Annotated in this window: 18 protein-coding genes; 5 read left to right on the top strand and 13 right to left on the bottom strand. The window is 55.5% G+C overall.

Annotation, left to right across the window (positions count from 1 at the left end; genetic code table 11):
• Positions 1 to 76 precede the first annotated feature (76 nt).
• Complete coding sequence (locus tag VNX88_02610; protein HWY67525.1) at positions 77 to 859, bottom strand: ABC transporter permease; 783 nt, start codon at positions 857 to 859, stop codon at positions 77 to 79.
• Complete coding sequence (locus VNX88_02615) at positions 837 to 1,547, bottom strand: ATP-binding cassette domain-containing protein (GenBank protein ID HWY67526.1); 711 nt, start codon at positions 1,545 to 1,547, stop codon at positions 837 to 839. The genes VNX88_02610 and VNX88_02615 overlap by 23 nt, the downstream gene beginning before the upstream one ends.
• A gap of 140 nt (positions 1,548 to 1,687) precedes the next feature.
• Between VNX88_02615 and queC the strand changes: the two genes are divergently transcribed.
• Positions 1,688 to 2,389 carry a 7-cyano-7-deazaguanine synthase QueC gene (queC, locus tag VNX88_02620; GenBank protein HWY67527.1) on the top strand — a complete coding sequence of 234 codons (702 nt, stop codon included), beginning with the start codon at positions 1,688 to 1,690 and terminating at the stop codon, positions 2,387 to 2,389.
• Positions 2,390 to 2,880: 491 nt separating this feature from the next.
• Complete coding sequence (glmU, locus tag VNX88_02625) at positions 2,881 to 4,278, top strand: bifunctional UDP-N-acetylglucosamine diphosphorylase/glucosamine-1-phosphate N-acetyltransferase GlmU (protein HWY67528.1); 1,398 nt, start codon at positions 2,881 to 2,883, stop codon at positions 4,276 to 4,278.
• 31 nt (positions 4,279 to 4,309) lie between these two features.
• On the opposite strand, the gene VNX88_02630 is transcribed toward glmU, so the two are convergent.
• Positions 4,310 to 4,825, bottom strand: coding sequence for a sigma-70 family RNA polymerase sigma factor (locus VNX88_02630; GenBank protein HWY67529.1), 516 nt, complete (start codon positions 4,823 to 4,825; stop codon positions 4,310 to 4,312).
• Between the two features lie 544 nt (positions 4,826 to 5,369).
• On the opposite strand from VNX88_02630, the gene VNX88_02635 reads away from it, so the two are divergent.
• The 3 genes from VNX88_02635 (at position 5,370) to VNX88_02645 (ending at position 7,408) form a co-directional block, all read left to right on the top strand.
• Entirely contained in the window at positions 5,370 to 6,476 is a 1,107-nt protein-coding gene (locus VNX88_02635; GenBank protein ID HWY67530.1) for an HD domain-containing phosphohydrolase, read from the top strand.
• 123 nt (positions 6,477 to 6,599) lie between these two features.
• Positions 6,600 to 7,022: an EamA family transporter gene (locus VNX88_02640; protein ID HWY67531.1), complete on the top strand. Its 423-nt coding sequence runs from the start codon at positions 6,600 to 6,602 to the stop codon at positions 7,020 to 7,022.
• On the top strand, positions 7,019 to 7,408 hold the full coding sequence (locus VNX88_02645) for an EamA family transporter (GenBank protein ID HWY67532.1): 390 nt from the start codon (positions 7,019 to 7,021) through the stop codon (positions 7,406 to 7,408). The genes VNX88_02640 and VNX88_02645 overlap by 4 nt, the downstream gene beginning before the upstream one ends.
• A 34-nt stretch (positions 7,409 to 7,442) precedes the next feature.
• On the opposite strand, the gene hpnE is transcribed toward VNX88_02645, so the two are convergent.
• The 10 genes from hpnE to VNX88_02695 all read right to left on the bottom strand — a co-directional run bounded on the left by hpnE (position 7,443) and on the right by VNX88_02695 (position 18,684).
• Positions 7,443 to 8,861 (bottom strand): hydroxysqualene dehydroxylase HpnE, encoded by a 1,419-nt coding sequence (hpnE, locus tag VNX88_02650; protein HWY67533.1) that lies wholly within the window; start codon positions 8,859 to 8,861, stop codon positions 7,443 to 7,445.
• Positions 8,862 to 8,891: 30 nt separating this feature from the next.
• Positions 8,892 to 9,842, bottom strand: coding sequence for a phytoene/squalene synthase family protein (locus VNX88_02655; protein HWY67534.1), 951 nt, complete (start codon positions 9,840 to 9,842; stop codon positions 8,892 to 8,894).
• Entirely contained in the window at positions 9,839 to 10,789 is a 951-nt protein-coding gene (hpnC, locus tag VNX88_02660; protein ID HWY67535.1) for a squalene synthase HpnC, read from the bottom strand. Before hpnC ends, VNX88_02655 begins: the two co-directional genes overlap by 4 nt.
• A 6-nt stretch (positions 10,790 to 10,795) precedes the next feature.
• The gene (locus VNX88_02665; GenBank protein ID HWY67536.1) at positions 10,796 to 11,836 is read right to left on the bottom strand and encodes a zinc-binding dehydrogenase; all 1,041 of its coding nucleotides are present in this window, start codon (positions 11,834 to 11,836) and stop codon (positions 10,796 to 10,798) included.
• Between the two features lie 56 nt (positions 11,837 to 11,892).
• Entirely contained in the window at positions 11,893 to 12,996 is a 1,104-nt protein-coding gene (locus tag VNX88_02670) for a zinc-dependent dehydrogenase (protein ID HWY67537.1), read from the bottom strand.
• Between the two features lie 106 nt (positions 12,997 to 13,102).
• Positions 13,103 to 13,327 (bottom strand): hypothetical protein, encoded by a 225-nt coding sequence (locus VNX88_02675; protein ID HWY67538.1) that lies wholly within the window; start codon positions 13,325 to 13,327, stop codon positions 13,103 to 13,105.
• Positions 13,328 to 14,004: 677 nt separating this feature from the next.
• Complete coding sequence (locus VNX88_02680; protein HWY67539.1) at positions 14,005 to 15,213, bottom strand: TIGR03118 family protein; 1,209 nt, start codon at positions 15,211 to 15,213, stop codon at positions 14,005 to 14,007.
• Positions 15,214 to 15,997: 784 nt separating this feature from the next.
• Positions 15,998 to 17,167, bottom strand: coding sequence for an ATP-binding protein (locus VNX88_02685; GenBank protein ID HWY67540.1), 1,170 nt, complete (start codon positions 17,165 to 17,167; stop codon positions 15,998 to 16,000).
• 81 nt (positions 17,168 to 17,248) lie between these two features.
• Complete coding sequence (locus VNX88_02690; protein HWY67541.1) at positions 17,249 to 18,010, bottom strand: hypothetical protein; 762 nt, start codon at positions 18,008 to 18,010, stop codon at positions 17,249 to 17,251.
• A gap of 5 nt (positions 18,011 to 18,015) precedes the next feature.
• Positions 18,016 to 18,684: a hypothetical protein gene (locus VNX88_02695; protein ID HWY67542.1), complete on the bottom strand. Its 669-nt coding sequence runs from the start codon at positions 18,682 to 18,684 to the stop codon at positions 18,016 to 18,018.
• Positions 18,685 to 18,693 lie beyond the last annotated feature (9 nt).

Genomic DNA, 18,693 nt, shown 5'->3' on the forward strand with positions numbered 1-18,693 from the left:
GGACGCAGCATTTATGTTTCAAGCATCACGGGAGATCCTTCGGCCAACATCGGGCCTCAGGATGACAGTCTCGCCATCACTTCGCTAAGACCAACTGCTCTGCCGGCGTAAATATCCGTTGACGAATCAAGCTCGTGCAGATGAGCGATGTGAGGCCCGAAGAAGCAAAGATCATCGCGATCACAACGAACTGGTAGATAGCGGCATACAGCGGTGAGGAGCCAGAAAGCACCATGCCGGCCATGAGGCCAGGAATCCAAACCAATCCCAGAGAGCGCAGGTTGTTGAGCGCGGGAATTAAACTCGCGGAGAATGACTTCTGCACTGCTGGTGAGACGCTGACATCGGGTGCGGCGCCGAGCGCCAGCGCTGATTCGATTTCGCCGATGTGGGCTTCCACCTCGGCACGAAAGCGATCGAGCGCGAGCGCATTCGTGTTCATCGCGTTGGCGATGATCATGCTGCCGACGGGAACGATGGAGGTGATGGCACCGTCGATGACGCCAGCCCAGGTCATGACCGCGATTACGGATCCGGACCCAATCAGGATGGACCAAAATGACACTTCAAAAGAGCCGGGAATTTTCTTCGTTCGTCGTGCTGAGGTCGTTCCGGCGGCGATCACCATGGCCGAGAGCATGAGGGCGCTCGTCCATTGCGGGCCCTTGAGCATGAAAACCAGAATGAAGCCAACGGCGACGATCTGCGCCAATCCGCGAGCGAGGGCGACCAGTGTCTCCCATTCCACGCGAATGCCGCGCTTGCTGGCCGCAAATCCGACGAGCATCGCGAGCACTGCCGTGACTCCGGCCTGGGCAAAGCCCAGTGCCACTTGATTAGGAAAGAGTTGTTTCAACATTCAGCACCTCAGATGCCGGTCCGATTCTGACAAGCTTGCCGGACGCAAGTTGAGCTGCGCGGGTAGCAAGGCGCCGCGCCTGGCGAAAGTCGTGGGTGACCATCACCGACGTCACCCCCTGCCCGGAGATTCTTCGTATCACCGCTTCCACTTCGAGCTTTGCCGCTTCGTCGAGCGCCGATGTGGGCTCGTCAAGCAGAAGAACGGTGGGCTGGTTCGCTAAGGCGCGCGCGAAGCAAACTCGCTGGGCTTCGCCCCCCGAGAGATGTCCGACATCTTCGGCGGCATAGCCAGCGAGTCCCACATCGTGCAACAGTCCCTCGATCTCTTCGTCGCTGAGAGTTCTTCCCTGCTGCTGCGGACCGAAGCGCAGATTCTCAGCCACGGTGCCAGCAAAGACAAATGGCCGCTGCATCACCATGCCAACGCGCCGCCGCAATTCTCGGGTGGGAGTTTCCCGATAGTCTTTGCCTTCGATCAGCAGGGTGCCGCTGGTGGGCTCGTCGAGTCGATTGAGCAGTCGCAGCAGCGAAGACTTCCCTGCTCCGCTCGGACCTACAATGGCTAGAAGCTCGCCGGCATTCACATCGAAGCTGACGTCGTTAACAATGGTCTTGCCATTTACCGCGCGGACGAGATGCTGAGCTTGGAGAACGATGGACACGTAGGAAGAGGATACAGTCTGCACGATGTGAGGAGCTTAGTCGTCGAGTTTCGTAAACTGACCTTTCGCAAACTGACCTCTGAATATCCGGCTAAGGCCGTGTTCCTTCCTGCGAGAATATGTATGCACAGCAGATCCTGATTGGAGCGCAAGCAAGAATCTCGATGGCCGGAGACCAGACCAAACCTAAGGCAGTAGTCCTATTAAGCGGCGGCCTCGACTCAGCCACGGTTCTGGCGATCGCGCGTCGCGATGGATTCGCTGCTCACGCGCTCAGCTTCGACTACGGCCAGCGCCATCGTATCGAGCTTCGCGCAGCGAAGCAGTTGGCTGCGGCGTTCGGTGTCGAGCATTCCGTGATGTGCTTCGACCTGCGCCAGTTTGGAGGCTCGGCGCTTACCGGCGACATCGATGTGCCGAAGGATCGTCCGGACTCTCAGATGTCGCACGGCATTCCCATTACATACGTGCCCGCGCGCAACACGATTTTTCTCTCATTCGCGCTGGGGCTGGCCGAAGTGATCGGATCCACCGACATTTTCGTTGGTGTGAACGCACTCGATTACAGTGGCTATCCCGATTGCCGGCCGGAGTTCATCGCCGCCTTCCAGAAATTGGCGAACGTGGCTACGAAAGCCGGTGTGGAAGGCCAGGGTGTCACGATCCACGCCCCGCTGATCGAGATGAGCAAAGCGCAGATTATCGCTGCAGGTTCCGCACTTGGCGTGGACTATTCTCTGACTTTCAGTTGTTATGATCCCTCGCCAGACGGGAGCGCGTGCGGGCGTTGCGATTCCTGCCAGCTGCGCCGTAAAGGATTTGCCGAAGCGGGAATTCCCGATCCGACTATATACAGTGAACCCTAAGACCCGAATTGAACACGGAGGGCACAAAGCTCACAGAGAGACGTCAAAAGCCAGAACACGGATTTAACGGGATTAAACGGATCGAACGGATACTACTGAGTTGGTGATTATGAGGATGTAAGCAGAACTGTGTAAACGATCATTGCCGGATCCAGTGATTTGTCGTTCGCGAAATCACAAAATGACGAAGACGCAAAATTCGTCTTCATCCGTGCGATCCGTTTAATCCGTTAGATCCGTGTTCTGGCTTTGAATTTTTGATTCCCGGTCTTACCTCTGTGACCTTTGTGCCCTTCGTGTTCACCCACGGGTGCTTTTAATTCCCTGCCTTTGAGCGAAATTTGCAGATTTTGGGCAGAATTCGTTGACTTTGAGATCGAATTGGAAAAATGCGCTGTCCTTTTCGCTGTTATTTGTCTCGGATGGTGCATTCTTGCGCAGTTGCTAGGCCCGAGTACTAGGCGCAACCAGCGACCTTGTACCATGGACGCATGTCTGCACGAGACTTTGCTATCGCCATTATGGCGGCAGGAAAAGGGACCAGGCTGAAGTCGAAGCGTCCCAAGGTATTGCACGAAGTTGGAGGCAAGCCGCTGGTTGCGCACGTGATCCGTTCTGCGTCGGAAGTTGTTGCCCCAGAGAACATCTATGTGATCATCGGGCACGAAGCGGAGAGCGTTCGCTCTGCGGTTGCGCACACGGGCGTGAAGTTTGTGCTGCAAACCGAGCAGCGCGGGACCGGACACGCGATCCAGAGCGCTCAAAAAGAGCTGGCTGCATATGCGAATTTCCTGGTTCTCTCCGGAGACGCGCCGCTGATTCGTCCCGAAACAATTCGCGGCATCCGCGATTTCCATATCAAGCAAGGCGCCGCGATGACGATTCTTACCGCTGCGCCTGCGGATCCAACCGGCTACGGACGCGTGCTGCGGCAGGGCTCAACCAACCACGTGGCGGCAATCGTGGAGCAGAAATCCCTTCTTCCCGAGCAATCCAACGTAGGCGAGATCAATTCCGGCTTCTACGCATTTAGTTCCAAGCCGCTATTCGCCAACATTCATCGACTCGAGGCTGACAATCCTCACGGCGAGCACTACCTCACGGATATGGCTGCGCTGCTGGTCGCGGAGGGGCAAAAAGTGATGGCGATCCGCGCAGATGACCCTGACGAAGTTTTAGGCGGCAATACGATCGCCGAACTCATGAGCCTTGATGCGAATATGCGCTTGCGAAAGGCTCGCGAACTGATGAGCCAGGGTGTGACGATTTTTAGGCCGGATACCTGCGTGATTGACGAGGAGGTACGCATCGCTCCAGACAGTACCATCGAGCCGTTCGTCCAACTTCTGGGAAACACAACTGTCGGTGAGGGTAGCCGAGTACGGTCATATTCGGTGATCGCCAATTCCCAGATTGGAAACAATGTGAACATTCTTCCGGGCTGCGTCATGGATCAAAGCTCGATTGCGGATGGCGCAATCGTCGGTCCGTACTCTCGGCTGCGTCCGGGAAGCGAGATTGGGGAAGGCGCACATGTGGGAAACTTCGTGGAAACGAAAAAGGTTCGTCTCGGAAAGGGCTCAAAGGCCAACCATCTCACCTATCTGGGAGACGCAGAAATTGGCGCAGGCGTGAATGTTGGCGCCGGCACCATCACGTGCAATTACGATGGCGCCAAGAAATACAAGACAGTGATCGAGGATGGCGTTTTCGTGGGTAGCGACTCAACGCTGGTAGCTCCGGTAAAGATCGGTCATGGAGCGTACATTGGGGCAGCGTCGTGCATTACTGGCGATGTACCGCCAGATTCACTGGCGATCGCGCGCGGCATGCAGGTTGTGAAAGAAGGCTGGGCTAAGAAAAAGAGAGAAGAGCGGGAAAAGAAATGAGCGTCAATCAACAGGCTATTGGTTCGGACAACTAGCTTGCCAGGATCTCCCGCAATTTCAGCCGAGCCTGAAACAAGCCGCTTTTGGACTCAGTTTCAGTGATGCCAATCGTTCTCGCGATGCGTGCATGATCGTAGTTCTCAACATCGTGCATCAGGAAAATCAGCCGCTCGGTGGAAGGGAGTTGCGTCACCGCATTTTCCAGATCGGCCCGCCGCGTGTTTCGGCGCACCTGACTCACTTGGGTCACTGGTTTGCACTGCACCGTGAGATTCCCGATCGGAGTCAACTCGCGCAGCTCTGTCACAAGAGCGCGGTCAATAGTTTCCGCATCAGGCTTGGAACTTGTCGCAAAAGCGCGGCAAAAAGTGCCGCTCATCACGTCTTCCGCCTCTAACTCGTTTCCCGTCATATAGAAGGATAGTGAGTACACGCGGTGGCGGTTTCCCTCAAAGACGCCTTTGTAGCGGTCAACAGATGCCTGTTCAGCATGCTGAATGATGGGGAGAAAAGCCGCCAATTGAATTCCGTCCACTCGACTCGACATTCAGGGGTCCTTTTCTTGTCGTGGCGATTGCCGACGTGCTGCTCTTACCTTTGCAGTTACCTCTCCAATTCTTTGTACCTGAACTGTGCTGGTCTGGCGCAGCTCAGGAGTTCAGAAACTGGCTCAGAGTCGCCTTAAATCCCCATACAAACACCGGAATTTGGGCTACTTCGATCACTCAGGTGCTTGAACTGAAAAGAGCCAATCTATGTCGCCCGGAAACCCGAGGTTTTCCACAGGGAAGCGCTCCACCCACTATTGGCATTGCGATACCACATCTTGCCCTAAGCCCTTGAAAACGACCGTGTAACCCTTACACAGCGGTTCTAGCGGGATTTCAATACGCAGATTCAATAATCCCAGCTTCCGAAGCATTCAAAGCTCCAGTTTTTCGAACTAGACCCCTGACGGCTACACGGATGGTCACCTGATACGGACTCAACATAGTTACTTCCGGCAGTATCCCGGGCGAAAGCCTAAGAGTCGGAAAGGTGCACTACGTTTAGAATGTGAGGGCTCTCACCGAAAAGTAAGAAACTACCTGATGACATCCGAACGAATTCTGGTCGTGGACGATGAAGAAGCAATACGTGAGATCGTCACGTCCATGCTGCAAAACGCTGGCTACACGGCCATGCAGGCATCGTCCGGAAAGCAGGCACTGGAGATTCTCGGATCGGGCGAAGAATTCCAGCTCATGCTCTCTGATCTGATGATGGCGGAGATGGATGGCATCGCGCTGCTGGACCGGGTTCAGGACTGCTATCCCGACATGCCTGCGATCATGGTTACAGCGGTCCACGATATTTCTGTGGCCCTCGCGGCGATCCGAAACGGGGCCTACGACTACCTGCTGAAGCCCTTCGAGCGCGAGCAGCTGCTCGCCATGGTGAGACGTGCCCTCGAGCATCGTAAGTTGCGACTCGAGAATCGCTCGTACCAGTCGAATCTAGAGTCTTTAGTCGCGGCTCGAACTGAGCAGCTCCGCCAGACAATGGCGGACCTGGAACGTTCCTACGACATCACGCTCGAAGCTCTAGGTGACGCGTTGGACTTGAAAGATGCCGAGACGGAGGGACATTCCAAACGCGTAACCGCCTTCACCATAGCGATGGCGCGAGCTATGGGAATGTCGGGCGACAAGATTCGGGTTATCGCTCGTGGCGCCTTTCTGCACGACATCGGAAAAATGGCGATACCCGATGCGATCCTGCGCAAGCCTGGAGCGCTGACCGAGCAGGAAGTGATGATCATGCGCGAGCATTGCGCGCGCGGGTATCACATGCTGAAGAAGATTCCGTTTCTCACCGAGGCAGCAGAGATCGTCTACGCTCACCAGGAGAGATACGACGGATCGGGCTATCCACGTGGACTGGTAGGCGATGAAATCCCAATCGGAGCCCGTCTATTTGCGGTCGCAGATACATTGGACGCCATCACCTCCGATCGTCCATATCGTGCAGCCCAGCCCATTCAAGCCGCGCGCGAAGAGATCAAGCGTTTCTCCGGATCGCAATTTGATCCTAAGGTAGTGGAGATTTTCCTGGGAATGCCTGATTCAATCTGGGAAGACTTGCGCCGTGAGATTAACTCGCACGCACGCAAGTACGCATATCCATCAAAATTTGCTGAGTCTCACACCTTGAGCTAACTCCTGAACCTAGAGCCGCCCCGATCAGGTGTTCCGATTCTCGTCCAGACCCGCCATCCTTGTACTCTTTTAAACATGCAAAAGCTCGAGCAGAGCACGACGACAAATCAGCACGTACACAGCATGAGCTTCCTTCGCTATTTCTTGCTGGCGCTCATTGTTTTGGGTAGCACCTTCGGCGATGTTTACCTGGCTAAGGGCATGAAACAGATTGGTGCAATTTCCCTGAGTCGCTGGAGCGACTTGATCTTCGCGCCTTTCAATCCCTACGTTGCATTCGGCATCGTGCTGTTGATGACCTTCTATCTTTCCTACTTGGCTTCGCTGTCGTGGGCTGATCTCTCTTACATCATGCCGGCAACAACATTCGGATATGTCCTCACTGCACTCCTGGCTCATTTCATGTTGGGCGAACACATCCCTCTCACACGTTGGATTGGGATTCTCATGATCACAGCGGGCGTGGGATTTGTTACCGGTGGACCATCACTAACCGTTACGCCGACGCCGGAAGGTCCCTCCCCGCATCTTGAGGTGCACTCATGAGGCATCTCGGGATAGTCGCGACGTGGCTGTTTATCTTTCTGCTGGTTGGACTGAACTCTACGGGAGATATGTTGACCGCAAGAGCGATGCGGCGCGTCGGCGACTTTGGTGAATTGCGGCGCAAGTTTGGAATCTTAGGCGTAGCGCGCGCAGTGCTTACCGAGCCGTGGTTCTACCTCGGTCTGGTGGCGATGGCGCTAAGCTTTTTCGCCTTACTTGCCGCGCTCTCGCTGATCGATTTGAGTGTCGTGATTCCTGCCTCGGCGTCATTGACGTTCTTGTCGAACCTCTTGGGAGCGAAGTTCTTCCTGAAAGAGCACATAACCCTCCGGAGATGGATGTCGGGATTGCTGGTACTGGGTGGAATTATGCTGCTTAGAGCGTAATTGAATCGGATTGGTCGTTCGAGGACGCGGAGACTTATTCCCCGACGAAGCGCATCAGACCCGCGGGCCTCAGATCTGAAACGAGGAACTTCTCATTCGCCCCATCGCTTTCAGCTAGTGCCTGCGCGGCTCTGTAGCCGCTCCTGACGGCACCTTCCATGGTCGCCGGCCATCCAGTAGCGGTCCAGTCGCCGGCGAGAAAGACCCGCGGCCACGGCGTTCTTGATTGTGGACGGTACGAATCTGAGCCCGGCAACGCCGAATAGGTTGCGTGAACTTCTTTCACGACGGTCGACTTCAAGAGTTGCGCTTCGCGTACTCGCGGGAAGAACTCGGCCAATTCGCGAAGCGCCAGATCAAGGATCTCTTGACGCCCCATTCCAACCAGCGACTTCGATGAGCTAACCACTAACTCGATGTAGCTCCCTGCTTGTTCTGCGCCTTGACGTTGAGGCTGGAGCTTGGACTTTTGGAACATCCATTGAATAGTGCGATCGAGCAGCACGGCATGGTGAAGATCAGTGATCTCACGATCGAACCACAAGTGAATGCCAGTGATCGGAGAGCTCTCGAACTTCGCAATTTGAGCTTGCAATTGTGTGCTTGTTTCACCCGATCCATTTTGGGACGGCAAAAGCTTGCCTAACGCATTGTGCGGGACTGCAAGCACAACAAAATCGAAGCGTTCAGCCGTGCCCGATGACTGGAGGACCACGCTCTCGCGTTCTGCAACGACGCCTTCCACGCTCGTCCGCAGATGTACCTTTCCATTACGCTGCTCGATATACGAAATCGCCTTGCTGTACAAATCCGAAAGCGGAACGGTCGGTACACCCATCTTTCCGGCTTCAGCAGACTTCAGAAACGATTCCCGAAAGACCTGGGCGCCGTAGCGAACGGAAATCCGATCCAGGTCTTCATTGATGGCGCTCACCAGCACCACTTTCCAGAATCGATCAATCGCGCCGTGCGTCTGATGATGCTCGCGAAGCCAGTCGGCAAAACTCTTCGGACTGTCGGGAGGAAGCGGCCCCATCAGCGCCAGCATGGCGCGAGAGATCGAAATCTTGTCGGCCCACGAGAGTGACGAGGCTCGCAAGAAGGACAAAGCTGTGTGCAGCGGCGCTGGTAATCCGGAAGGACCGATCTCCGAGCGTCGGCCTCCGGGCTCAATGAAAGTGAGGCGATCAAACCATCGGATTTTCTCTACCGCTCCGATACGGCGATAAAAGTCGAGCAAGTTCGTACAGCACCCGAGCAGCACGTGCTGACAGTTGTCTACAATCTCGCCGGTCCCGGGATGCTCATAAGAAGAAGCTCGGCCGCCGACGAAAGGCCGGCGTTCAAAGAGGCTGATTCGAAATCCTGCATCCGCGAGGGCGCATCCTGCGGCAAGTCCGGCGATGCCGCCGCCGACAATTCCGACAGTCGCATGTTGTTCTTTGTTGGTCAATGCTGAAATGAAAGCGCAGTCTTTCGCGGCTCAGATTCTTTCGAATACCGATCTGATGATACCGCGTGCGAGAATCCTCATCTTTTCCGTCCCACTGAGTCGCACTCGCCCATGCAGGACGTCATAGTTTCGCTCAGCGATTCTTCCAAGTAACCGCTGATAGATCGTGACCATCACCCAGAGAGCGGCTCGGCTGTCCTCGTGAATGAGCGGAATCAGTTCACCCGCCGACGCGTAGTATTCCCGGGCCCGCTGCGCTTGGAATTCGAGAAGAGGCGCCAAGCGGGACTGCTCCAGGCGAGCACCTTTGTCCAGGAGAAAATCATCTATGGTTAGACCAAAGCGGTGCAGATCCTCTTCGGGAAAGTACACACGGCCCATGGCCGCATCTTCCTTTACGTCGCGGATAATGTTCGTTAATTGAAACGCGACACCGCAGCGCTCGGCGAGTTGCTCGGCACGCAGATCCTCATATTGGTAGATACGGATGCACACCAACCCGACTACCGAGGCAACGAGGTAGCAATACTCGTAGAGGTCGGCAAAGGTTCGGTGGATGCGAATCGAGGAGGCGGCAACAGCAGTGTTGCCCTCGAGAGCGGACAATCGATGCGAATCTTCCGCTGGAGCCGGTAAGTCCATGCTCGTTCCCTGGACCAACTGATCCAGCAACTCCGGTGGAATCCGGTACTTCCTCTGAGCGTCAGCGAGTGCAACGAAAACTGGATCGTTGCTCGGAGTCCCAGCCTGAACTTGATGCCATTCATCGAGCCAACTCTGCAATCGCTCGCGACGCTCAACTACGGTCGCACTCTCGTCGTCACTAATGTCGTCCGCGTGCCGCATGAACGCGTATACGGCGGAGAGGGCATTGCGTTTCGCTGTTGGCAGTACCCGAAAGGAATAGTAAAAGTTGCGGGCCCGGCGACGCGCGATGCCGCGGCAAACGGCGTATGCAGTGGTGAGTTGAGAGACGCTCACAGCCGGTTCCACAAAGCCTGTGCGGCAGCGCCTGCCACCAGTGCCAGCTTGCGCGGCTTAGAGATTGCTGGACGCGCCCGCAAGACGTCGTAATCCTGGCGCTCGATGCAATTCAGAATCTCTTCCCCACCGCGCGTGAAGAGCTCGATGTCGATCGCCAGCTCGCGGTCGACCATCCTAATCAGAGCACGTCCTCGCTGAAACCACTCGCGTGCACGCTCTACCTGGAATCGCATCAGGTCGCGAAACGCTGGAGAGAAACGCCGTTCCGCGATGTCACGCTCCTGCACTCCAAAGCGATCGAGATCTTCAAGGGGCAGGTAGATCCGCTCTTTCTCGTAATCGACAGAGACGTCCTGCCAGAAATTTGCGAGCTGGAGCGCCGTGCATGTGAAATCTGAGAGCTGCTGCCGTTCGGCATCGGAATAGCCGCAGGCATACAGCACAAGACGACCGACGGGATTAGCCGAGTTCACACAGTATCCCAGGAGTTCGTCGAAGGTCCGATAGCGCGTAACCGTTTGATCCTGGCGAAAGGCCTTCAACAGATTTGCGAACGGATCGCGGGGAATCCTGCAGGTGAGAATGGTCGGCCGTAGCGCAACAAAAACCGGATGACGCGGGATACCCGCGTAACAGGCATCGAGCTCTTCTTCCCATTCGTTCAGCAACGCCAGTGATTGTTGTGGATCGCCAACTTCGTCTCCCAAATCGTCCGAGACGCGGCAATAAGCATAAATGCTGTAAAAATGCGGCCGCAGTTTAGAAGGCAGAAACCAGGTCGCGACGCTGAAATTCTCGTAGTGACTCCGCGCCAGGCGCTCGCAATATGCTCGCGCCTCTTCGAGCGAGGGAGCCGTTTCGGGAATGGCGTATTCAGGAGGTAAGGCAGCCCAACCACTGGCCGATTCATTGCCTGCAATCGAACTCTGCGTACGCGAGGACATCCGCGATTAATTCCGGCCCGGAATGATAGCTGTCTTGATCTGGCCGCTGCGATCCACCATTTTGCGAAGCACTTCTTTTAGATGTGAAAGCGGGGCTTCGCCAGTAACGTAATCGGCGCTCTGGATTTTGTTCTGAGTAATCAAACCGAAAGCCTTACGAACCATCTCCGGAGTGTGGTGGAACGTAGCCTTCAGTGTGATTTGAGAGTAGTGGAGGAGCTGGGTATCGAGTTCCAGTTTGGTACCGCTGGCGCATCCGCCGAAGAAGTTGACGGTTCCGCCCTTGCGAACCATGTCGACGGCCCATTGCCATGCCTGAGGCCGGCCCACGGCTTCGATTACGACGTCTGCCCCGCGCTTCTTTGGCGTGAAGGCACGAACAGCGCTGATCGGATCATCGACGGCGGTGATCTGCACCGTCTCATCGGCTCCGAATCGGCGGGCGTCTTTTACCTGCTCATCGCGCTTCACCACTGCAATTACTCGCAACCCGCTCAGCTTGGCAACCTGCATGAACATCAAGCCGATCGGTCCAGCGCCGATGATCACGACGCTGTCTCCCCGCTCCGCATGAGTCTCATTCAACCCGTGCAGCACGCAAGCCAGCGGCTCGCACATTGCGGCCGCTTCAAAGCTCACTTTGTCGGGAATGCGAAGCATGTTCACTTCGACAATCCGGCGCGGCACCTTGATGTATTCCGCGTAGGCGCCGTTGTTGAACAGTAAGTCCTCGCAAAGATTGGCCTGTTTTTTCGAGCAGAAGAAGCAAACGCCGCAAGGAGCCGAGTTCAGCGCTACAACGCGCATCCCGCGCCGAAATTCCTTTACACCGGCACCTACCTCTTCAATCGTGCCGGCGAGTTCGTGTCCGAAGAGAGCCGGAGGCTGGATCATGCGCGCGTGGTAACCACGCTGATAGACCTTGAGATCAGTCCCGCAGGTAAGGGCAACCTGCACTTTGATGAGAACCTCGCCCGGTTCCAGCCGAGGGATCGGGACCTTCTCGATCTTCACGTCCTCTTTCCCGTAGAGGACGGCTGCTTTCATGGTTCCGTTCAAGCTTTCCTTTTTGCGCTCCCGATTGAACATCACTGCGCAACAGCCTATAGCCCAGGTTGAATCACGATCTTCATTGAATCCGGTTTAGGATTCGAGGCCAGATGCAGCGCCTCCACAGCTTCACTCAATGGAAAGCGGTGTGAAATCAGGCTTTCCAGATCGATCTCACGGTTGAAAACCAGTCGTGCGCTCTCATCCTGCAGCTCAACCGACGCACTGTAAGAACCTAGAAGCGTCTTCTCATCGACGCAGATCGCCGCCGGATCGATGCTCGCTTCCCCCCGGGCTGTTTGGGCAAACAGCATCACACGCCCGCCGTATCGCACAGCATCCATGGCAGTACGAATCAGACTGTTGCCGCCTACGGCGAGCATTACAGCATCCGCGCCCCGCCCTTCAGTCAGCGCGCCTACCTCTCGGACCACGTCGCCCTTGGAGGCATCGATCGTCTCGGCAAGCTGGTGGGCCTTGGATATTGTAAGCCGCTGCTGGTACAAATCGGAAACAATCACCCGGGCTCCCGCTCGCCGCGCCAAAGACGCCAAAATCACGCCAATTGGCCCCTGGCCGATGACCAGCACGGTCTCGCCGGGCTGGAGGCGCAGGGCCTCGACCCCCTTTAGGCACGTATTGACCGGCTCAACGAATGCAGCCTGTTCAAACGAGACTCCGTCTGGGATTTTCACCAAGCCACGCTTGACGATCCAATCCATCACTCGGACATACTCGGCGAAGCCGCCGCCCGATGGCTCGAATCCGGCCGTGCACCCCACCTTCTTATAGACCGGACATTGCGCAAATACTTTTCGTTCGCAGTAAAAGCACCTGCCGCAAGGAATGTGGTGGAAGACCATAACCCGGTCTCCGAGGGCAAATCCCTCGACGTCGGGACCAACGGCGGCGATTGTCCCAGAGGTTTCGTGCCCGAAAATTCGAGGCGCGGAGTGGGAGCCAGTATGAATTTTCTTTAGATCTGTGCCGCAGATACCGCACGTGTGTACGCGAATCAGCACCTCGCGTGCAGCAATCTTGGGTACCGGAACGGTTTCGACGCGAACATCATTTACGCCGCGGTAAACAGCGGCCCGCATGTTAGTAGGAATTGCAGATCGTTCCCGAGCCGGGGAAGCGTGGGTGAGCGTAGCCATTTGTGACTAGCTCAATTGTAAATGGACGCCCTGTCGTGACCTGCAGGGCACACAGGCTCGCGAGGATGCGAGCTATCGCGCGCCAGCCGCGAATCCCGAAGCTGGGTTAGGACGCTTCCTGCTTGTGAAGATCCGCTGACGCAAGCATCTCGCTTTGTGGAGCGACCTTTGGCGGCTGGATCAGTGCACGCTGTGACTGAATGATCTTGTGCACGACACCTTGGCTTAGGCCGAAGCGGCGAGCGATATCAGGTGGACGTACGCCCATCTCGCGCAGCTTGAAGATCTTCTGCTTTTCGATTTCTGTGAGTCGGAAAATCGCCTTAATCATGAGCGCCGACATTGTGCATATAGCACCGGAACTTGTGCAGGGGGCGGAATCTGAGGAGTAAACAAAAAGCAGCATGTCAGACGGTTGTTTGTGGCGGATTTCTAGCCATTGGATCGGAAACCTCGCCGCACCTGGGTTACGGGGCAAAACGATCACGGCACGATTTCTCGAACAGCCGAGGCATGGCACGCCTGAATCCCAGGTTGATTGGTGAGAGCAACGGATTCAGGTTGACCCCGGCTTAATTCACTGGTGCTAACCGAACAGCGAATTTATCAGTGAATCTAACAGTGAATTTTTTTCGAAAACGCCGGCGAGCAGCGGACGACTCCACGCAAACGCCTGCCGTGTCAGGGATTACCAGAAATTGCGATTTTTGGCCGCCACAAAGAGCAGTGAATAACAGTGAATGATCAGTGAATTCCCAAAATCGCAATCCGTTGGTCGCATCTGAATGCGCTGATCGCCACGAGCGATCTGCCGCAGCCGGCGCGAGTTCCAAAATGAAATTTCCATTGACCTCTAGTCTTGACTCGTGATACACCGAACTATGTTCGGTGCTGAGGCGCGGCCGTTCCGGACAAGACGAACGCGATGTTCAGCAAACTGCCGTCAGGTGGAATGCATCTGCCTCAGTGACGCACTCCACCCTTCAGCGCTGGTTATGGACTGGTTAGCTACTGAGCATTTCCCTCAGTTAGGTCGGTGGAAACTGCGGTCAGATAACCAAACAGTCCGCCAGAACCTTGATTCGGTCCTGCGGTGAAATACATCGTTGCAGCCGGGGCGGCTGCCGGATCATTGTTGCCGGGGCTCACATTGCCCGGACTGATCGCCCAGATGCCATTGATCGCCAGCGGCTTCCCGTTAGCGTCCTCGAGCAACCCGTCAAACTTTCCGGTAGTGAGATCGTAGGCGGCGATGTACCCGCTGGACTGCGTATTTCCGCCACCAGCGAACTGGCCGACGAGAAGGTCATGGCTGAAGCGGCCAAAATCAAGCGGTGCCAGAGCCACACCCCACGGTGCATTCAGCCAATCGCCGTGTTCCAGACGTTGCAGCAGCCGGCCCGTGGAACTGTAGATATCGACGAAGCCCAGGCCCGGCCCGTCTGTTTCAAAAGGGGAACCTTCCTCGTGGAGCACATAGGTCACGACAATGTCGTTGCCGATTGCCTGCACGTTGAACGGGACATAGTGCTGCGGCAAGCGTTCATCCGTGAATGCGTTCTTAGGGAATGGCCCGTCATTGTCTTCATCCGAATCGTGCCCGGAACCCTTCTTCGAAAGTCCCACACGCTGGAATGCGCTGTCGTAAACATCCACGCGGCCTTTGGCGAAATTGGCTGCGTAGAGGTAGGGCTTGCCATCGACGAAAGCGCTGGTGAGGCCCGTGTAGGCTGAACCGTCGGTTGTCTTTACCACGGTTACAGCATGCGTCGAAGGCGGCGCTGCGCCTTGCTCTACTGCTACGGTCGGGTTCCATCCAGCAATCGTCCCATCCCCCGTTGAGAAGAGGAATGCGGCTGCCTTGCCGGGCGCCAGCAAGAAATCGTTTTGACTGCCATTGAAGATCGTGCCTGTTGGTGAACCGATCGGCGTGTTCTTGTTCGTCGGGTCAGCAGGCGGGATCGTGACGATCAAAGACTGCTTCGCGCCTGGCCCGTTGTAAAGCGTGCTGACCCCAGTCCCCTGATCAGAAACCCACCACGCACTTCCAGAGCCTCGCGACAAGCCCCATGCGTTTATCAGTTGCGGATCGGTGACAGGAGCAACTCCCGACGTATTGGAAACAAGATTCGTTTGTTTGTAGTGCTGAGCAAAGCAACTCGTACCCAGAACCACGGCTAATGTAGTCGCGCTGAAGCACCTCGACATCTTCGTCATCTGCAAATCTCCTTTGTGAGAACAACCACTCGGAGATCAGGAAAACACGCAGAGAAGACTGCCTTGTGTCTGAACGTGATGCCTTGTGCCTGATCGTTTGATTTTGGGTGGGAGCCCCCGCATACCGGGCCCCCAACAAGCGCCGCTGTTGCGGTTGTTGGGGTGGATTCATGCGAGCCCTCGGGGTTTGGGTGGGAGCCCCCGCATTCCGGGGCCCCCGACAAGCGCCGCTGTTGCGGTTGTTGGGGTGGATTTATGCGAGCACTCGGGGTTTGGGTGGGAGCCCCGCATTCCGGGGCCCCCAACAAGCGCCGCTGTTGCGGTTGTTGGGGTGGATTTATGCGGGGGAACAACGCTTTAGCGTTGCAAGAGAGCAATCTCATAATAACTTCTCGGGCTTTAGCCCCGGGCCTTCCCGATGTGAAACCCCGCGGCTAAAGCCGAGGGAAAGAAGAAATGCGCGCCTTGCGAGGCTTGAAAGCCTCTCCCCCGCATGAATGCGAGGGCTCCCACCTGAAATCCAAATCCGAGGCCCCAAACTTGAACGCGGGCTTTGCCCGAGAATTCTGTGCGTACCTCTTAGCCGTCCTTCTCGCCGGCTTGGCTGCTCTCCTGTCCCCTGTCCGTCCTGAGCGAAGTCGAAGGATCTCCTGTCCCCTGGTTCCCTAGTACCGATCATCGCAAAAAAAGGTGTCGACGGAATCCGGGGCGAAGACCGCTGTCGCGACTGTTGCTGATGGGCGGGGGCCTCGGTACCCGGAGCCTTGTCGATTTCCGGTACCTTCTAAACGCCCATCCGTTGCAATACGTCAGCAAGTTGAACGCGCAAGGCGTCTACTGGGAAGGCCTCTGCTGATTGCCAAAATGACCAACAGAGCTGGCGTATCACGGTTTGAACGATGTCAGCCAGACCTGCATCGAGTTGCTCAGCCTGAATGGTTTCTCGCGTAAAGACCGTATCTTCAAAGCAAAGGAAGTCGTCACGTTCGAAGAATACTTGGTTTGCCAAGAACTGAATTGATTGTTGGTATATGCCCGCCGCACTGAGATCGACAGTCAGCTCTCCCCGGTATTGCGCTGCGCGATAAAAGGTCTGAGCGCAGTGTAGCAACCGGATAAACGGAAGAACGAATTCCCGAATGTGGATTACGGGCCGCTGGTTCTCGTCATGGTCTACGCGCATTTCGCGCCGGAGAAGCAGAATTCCATCGACGCTGACCTGTCCGTACTCCTGGTTCCGGTTATACGATGCGACACCATCCTCCACTCTCCGCAACGTCTGATGGGGAAAGTACGCCGCGCCTCTAAACATTGATTGCCATAAAAAATTCCAGAGTGCGTCGCGAGTACAAATCGCGTGTCGAGGATAACTAGGACCGATGGTTACCTCCAGACTCATAGTATGCGCTCGAACAACAGTTTCGGCTCGCCTTCTCGCGCTCGCGATTAGCTTTCCCCGTTTTGCGAGTGGCTCGGCGCGACGCCGCACTAACTCGATCACGAGATCCACGTTTGCCAGCTGATATGGCTCTGAAGCATTTCCGGTTCGCACGTACACCTTTGTGCTGTTCTCAATCGCGTGGGGCGCTTCCCAGCTTTCCTCCACCTCCACCACCACGAAGGTCATACCCTGAACATCACTTGGAACCATGTGAATGCGTGGAAAAATTGGCGGATACGTGTTTTGAAGGCAGATATTCTCGATGGTGAGCGGCACTTCTTCAGCTGGCGTTGGGAATCCCTGTATTGGCTGAACGGGAACTCCATTTTGGGCGTCGACTCCTATAACAAGAACACCGCCTAACGAGTTCGCAAACGAAGAGAGAACTTTCGGTAATGCGCGCCTGACATTTTGGTCTAAGTTACTTTTGTATTCGACTCGAATACTTTCGTTGAATCGCCCGCAGAAACCACGGATATCGTCAGCATTTTGTGGAGGATTTAGAAAGAGCATCGGCTATCCGCGTCTCTTCGCCTCAGAAGTAGTGACTCATACTCACAACAATTGGCTTGGTCGCTAGCAGGTTTCGCTGTCCTACTCAACTCGACCCGGACCAATGTAAGTGCGCTTGACGTAGTCACCCTCAAGTCCCCAGTGCTCGTCGTACTTGCCTCGAAACGCATGATTGGGAAACGCGATATCCGCATAAATATTTTGCCACACAGAAACCGCCAGATGTTTCTCCTGAACATCGAAGTCCGGATTCGGAACGTCTTCCTCATTTAACTCGCCAGTCTCAACCCGGTTCTTCATTTCCGCATACCAACGACCGAACCGTAGCGAACCGATATGGTACTCGTAAAGCGTAATGAGGGCACTGATGCGAGTATTGTATTGCCTATCTCTGTGCAGCATTTTGCCCTTGGCACCTACGAATGTTACTGGAGGAGGAGGCGTTGCGATCGTGACTCTACCACCCTGGACGGGCATTTGTATTCCGATTTCACCATACATTGCGCCAAGCACGGCGTGAGGATCGGCAGCCATTACAAACGCGTTGTTGTTGTACATCACAAGGCAACAGGGAAAATCCTCGTACTCTTGAAACTTGTCTTTCGCTTGTTCAATTTTTGATCGAATCGGGCGATGAGGGTCGGTAAAGGTTGCAGTTTGCGGAAACGGATAGTCTTTGTTCTCGAATTGCTTTACTTCGAAAAGAAAATCGCGCCCATTAATAGGAACTGTGTAGTCGACAAGTTTCGATTTCGCTGGATACTTCTTCTCGAATTGGAACGTTAGCCCTCGCTCACCTAAGTACCGTTCGAAAAGAATCTCGGAGATATTCTTTACGCTCATCTCTGTTACCGAATACCGATTACTTGCCATCGCATTGAGTAGGCGTCGAAATCCTCGACGTTCTTCAGGAACTCGCCTGGAGGCCACGTCATACGCCCAGAGAGGTGAGGCCAGAACGGAATTGAGAGACTTTCAAATCCCTCCCGTGGCGAGAACGGTGTGAATCCTTGCTGCCTGGCCGCGACCACCTGAAACGACAAGTGCCCAACGGCATAGGTGAGGACGTACATCCGGAGGTGGTTTGTCGGAAAAAGGTCTCCTTCGTGGTAGGAGGTGTGAACCTCACCCTTGCCCACGGGTAGGAAAGCAGCCATCCACATACTTACACCCAAGGGAATTACCAAATTGGTGGCAAAACGATGACGAGAAGATCGCTGGAAAAACGGCGACCGGTCGCGCCGAATATGATCGAAAATCACCGCTGTCTTAAAAGCGAAAAGCGCGACCGAACGCGCTCGCGACTGCGTTAGCGTGAGACGTTTATTGCCGAGTATCAGGTCCGTCATTGCGGGCTTCGCGTGGTTATTCTCCAGGTCGCTCATCCAACCGTTGTTACAAGCGCGGCAAACGACGCGTGCTTTCCAGTCCAAATGTGATGCCTTCCAATCCGCGACGATCTCTCCTTGCTCGTTCTTGCGGGTAAATCGCTTCTTACCTGGGAACAAGTCGTTCATCCAGTCGCT

Source organism: Terriglobales bacterium, assembly GCA_035567895.1.
Classification (GTDB): domain Bacteria; phylum Acidobacteriota; class Terriglobia; order Terriglobales; family Acidobacteriaceae; genus Gp1-AA112.